Here is a 2946-nt window from a genome sequence, read left to right on the forward strand (position 1 = left end):
GTGACGTAAAGAGCAACCGCGGTTTTGTATTTATCCCAGAGGTAGGCGACCAAGTTCTCCTCGGATTCCGCCATGGTGACCCAGCCCGCCCCTACGTTATGGGTAGCCTGTTTAATGGAACAACAGGTGGTGGCGGTGGTCAGGGCAACAACTGCAAGAGCCTTACCAGCCGTCGAGGTAGTTCCTTGAAACTTGATGATTCTAAAGGAAGTGTCACGCTGCATGACAAGGGCGGCGTAAGCATGAACTTTGATGGTGCTGGTAACCAAACTTTAGCTACCAGAGCATCTGCAACCACAACTGTTGGTCAAGACGCCAGTGTTCTACGAATGGATAAGGATGGTAATATAGACTTATCTGGACATACAAAGGTCCGCATCTCCATAAACGAGTCGACCTATATCCAACTAACAGATGGTGAAATTGATATAATCTCCCCAGTCGTAAAAGTTATATCTTCTGATGTAACACAAATATCTAATACAAATGGTGATGATACGGGAGTTATCGTTAACACAGATGTTACTATTAATAATGTTGAAAATGTGAATATCAATAGTAACAAAGATGTGAATGTCAACAGTAACAGAGATGTGAAAATCACTGGCTATAATGACGTCAAAATTAATTAATAATATTAATTTGATGAATGATGCAGAAAATATATCATATCACGCAGACCACCAAACTCCTAATGAATGGTAGCATTATTGTGGAAAATTCTGTTACTCAGAAATGGGCTGTGTCGTTTCCAATTGAACGACATATACTCATAGAGGTTTTGGACGCACCGAAGCAAGAAGAGAATGCTGAAATTTTTAAACTGCTCACCATTATAAACAAACCTGCTTATAAGGTTTTGTTTGACTTTGGCAATGATGATAAGATTATAATCTGCAATAAAAAAGAAATAGGTGAAGCATGGGAAAAAAGTAAGGATGAAGTAGAAAAGATATTTGGTTCTGACGATTCTATAAAGAATTTCTTGGCTTTATCGAAAGAAGGCTATGATTCTTTCGAGAACGAAATGAAGGACTCTTTACTTTATTATACATTATGGTCATGGTTTGGTGGGGGAAAATCATTTACTATTAGCCCTGCTTCTTCTTTGTTTAGTACTCATAAGGTAAGTACAAAAATAAAAAGAATCGGTAAAGAGACTTTAGCTAATGGTGTTTTAGAGTTGACACAACAAGGCGAAGGTCTAATAAACGACATAGATAGTATAGAAGAACAATACAAGAGAGAGATTCTTCCCTTAACTAATCATGCTGTATTTGACTACCAATACCATATAGAGACTAAATATCTATGTTCAGACAAACAATTGGATTTCTTCGACACTGCACAAACGATAATACATGAGCAAGCAAGTGAGGGTTACTCATATATTACTCAGATAGAATTTAAAATAGAAAGAACAGGATCATGAGTTTGCAATATATACAAGATAAAGATATCACTGTTTGTACACTTGGTGCACATCAAGCTTTGATTAAAGTGACAAGCCAGAACAGTGTCAAACGTAGTAATGGGAAACTGCTCGCTACGGAGAATGACAGAATGGGCGAATGTTATGGATGCTATAAGACGCCAGATTTCATCAGTGTGCTTTCAACTGTATTGATGAATATGACTCTCCTTACCTCTGTTCTATGTCAGCAAGCCGCAATAGGTGGAGCTTTAGCAGGATTAGTAGTCGGTGCACTGAGAGGTTGGCGAGCGGGGAAAGATGCATCCAAGGATATGGGGTTCTTTAATAAAGTTGGCACTATGATTAGTGCAACAGTTCAAGGTGCCCAAGTAGGAAGTACTGCCGGTGCTATGCTTGGTGCAGTGGGAATGTACTCTTTCTTGCATGGAAAAATGTCAAAGATGATTCAAAATGTGATATTGCCACATATCTGTGCTTCATACACAAAGATGTCTACTTGGACAAGAGTACATTCATCCGTAAAAATCAGTGGTCAGAAAGCCTTACTTGAAGGAGCTATGTTGAATTGCATACAAGGAGGACTTATAACTATCATAAAACCTGACTTTTCTGAAGCCGCTAAAATGTTAGCCTTAAGTTACTTTGCTTATAATCGAATGACAAAAGAGAAAGCTAATGATTATGACATGAACAAGGCTATGGATGGGCTAAGCCCTAAACAACAAGCTATGCTTAAGAATAAGGATGAAAAACTTGATGGGTATGAGAAGTTGGATGAAGAGGAAATGAAAAAGTTAGGAATCACAGATTCAAAAGAAATTGACGACCCACATACAGGCTTTAAAGCAGATATCTATAAAGACAAGAATGGAGATTATGTACTTGTTTATCGTGGCACCTACAGTGACCCTGACCATCCTGAAAATGATTTAATACATGACTGGAGCAAAGAATGGACTGATGATAACATGAAGCAGGGATTAGGTATGGGAAGTGAACAATATGAGAAATCTATAGACATAGCAAAGAGGGTAAATAGAAATAAGCCAAAGGATAAGCAGCTAACTATTGCTGGTCATTCCCTTGGTGGCGGTTTAGCAACAGCTGCAGGTGCTGCCACTGGTAGCAAGACTTACGCTTTCTGCCCTGCGGGCGTTCATCCGAATACTTATAAAATGTATGGAGTAAAGAATCCTGATACTTCTAAGGTTCATACCTATTATTCAAATCAAGATTTCCTAAATATGGCAAGTAATAATCTATCTCTAATGCCAAAGGCTGCAGGCGAAAGAATTATGTTAAATACGCTGGACAGCTTTGATTTTACTAAAGGACACGACCTCCCTTTACTCTTCAAAGCAATACAAGCTGAGGAAGCAGAGTTAGGGAGACCAATTATTGCCAACATTCTTTAAAGAAACAATCCACAAAAATGAAAAAAATTATAGCATTACTATCATCCCTCATTTTAACCTCATGCAGTATGTTTAACAGTGAAGCACCTTACAAGC

At 38.4% G+C, this 2946-nt stretch carries 3 protein-coding genes and 1 pseudogene; all 4 read left to right on the forward strand.

Going from position 1 to position 2946, the window contains the following annotated elements:
• Positions 1–632: phage baseplate assembly protein V (locus tag HMPREF1505_RS13285; RefSeq protein WP_036922789.1), on the forward strand; the 632-nt coding region annotated here is incomplete at its 5' end.
• 17 nt (positions 633–649) lie between these two features.
• Positions 650–1432 carry a hypothetical protein gene (locus HMPREF1505_RS03810; RefSeq protein WP_231480332.1) on the forward strand — a complete coding sequence of 261 codons (783 nt, stop codon included), beginning with the start codon at positions 650–652 and terminating at the stop codon, positions 1430–1432.
• Positions 1429–2850: a PAAR-like protein gene (locus HMPREF1505_RS03815; protein WP_081722924.1), complete on the forward strand. Its 1422-nt coding sequence runs from the start codon at positions 1429–1431 to the stop codon at positions 2848–2850. The genes HMPREF1505_RS03810 and HMPREF1505_RS03815 overlap by 4 nt, the downstream gene beginning before the upstream one ends.
• A gap of 17 nt (positions 2851–2867) precedes the next feature.
• A pseudogene (locus tag HMPREF1505_RS13420) lies at positions 2868–2946 on the forward strand (ankyrin repeat domain-containing protein); the annotation flags it as partial.

Source organism: Prevotella sp. ICM33, assembly GCF_000517825.1.
GTDB classification, from domain to species: Bacteria; Bacteroidota; Bacteroidia; order Bacteroidales; family Bacteroidaceae; genus Prevotella; species Prevotella melaninogenica.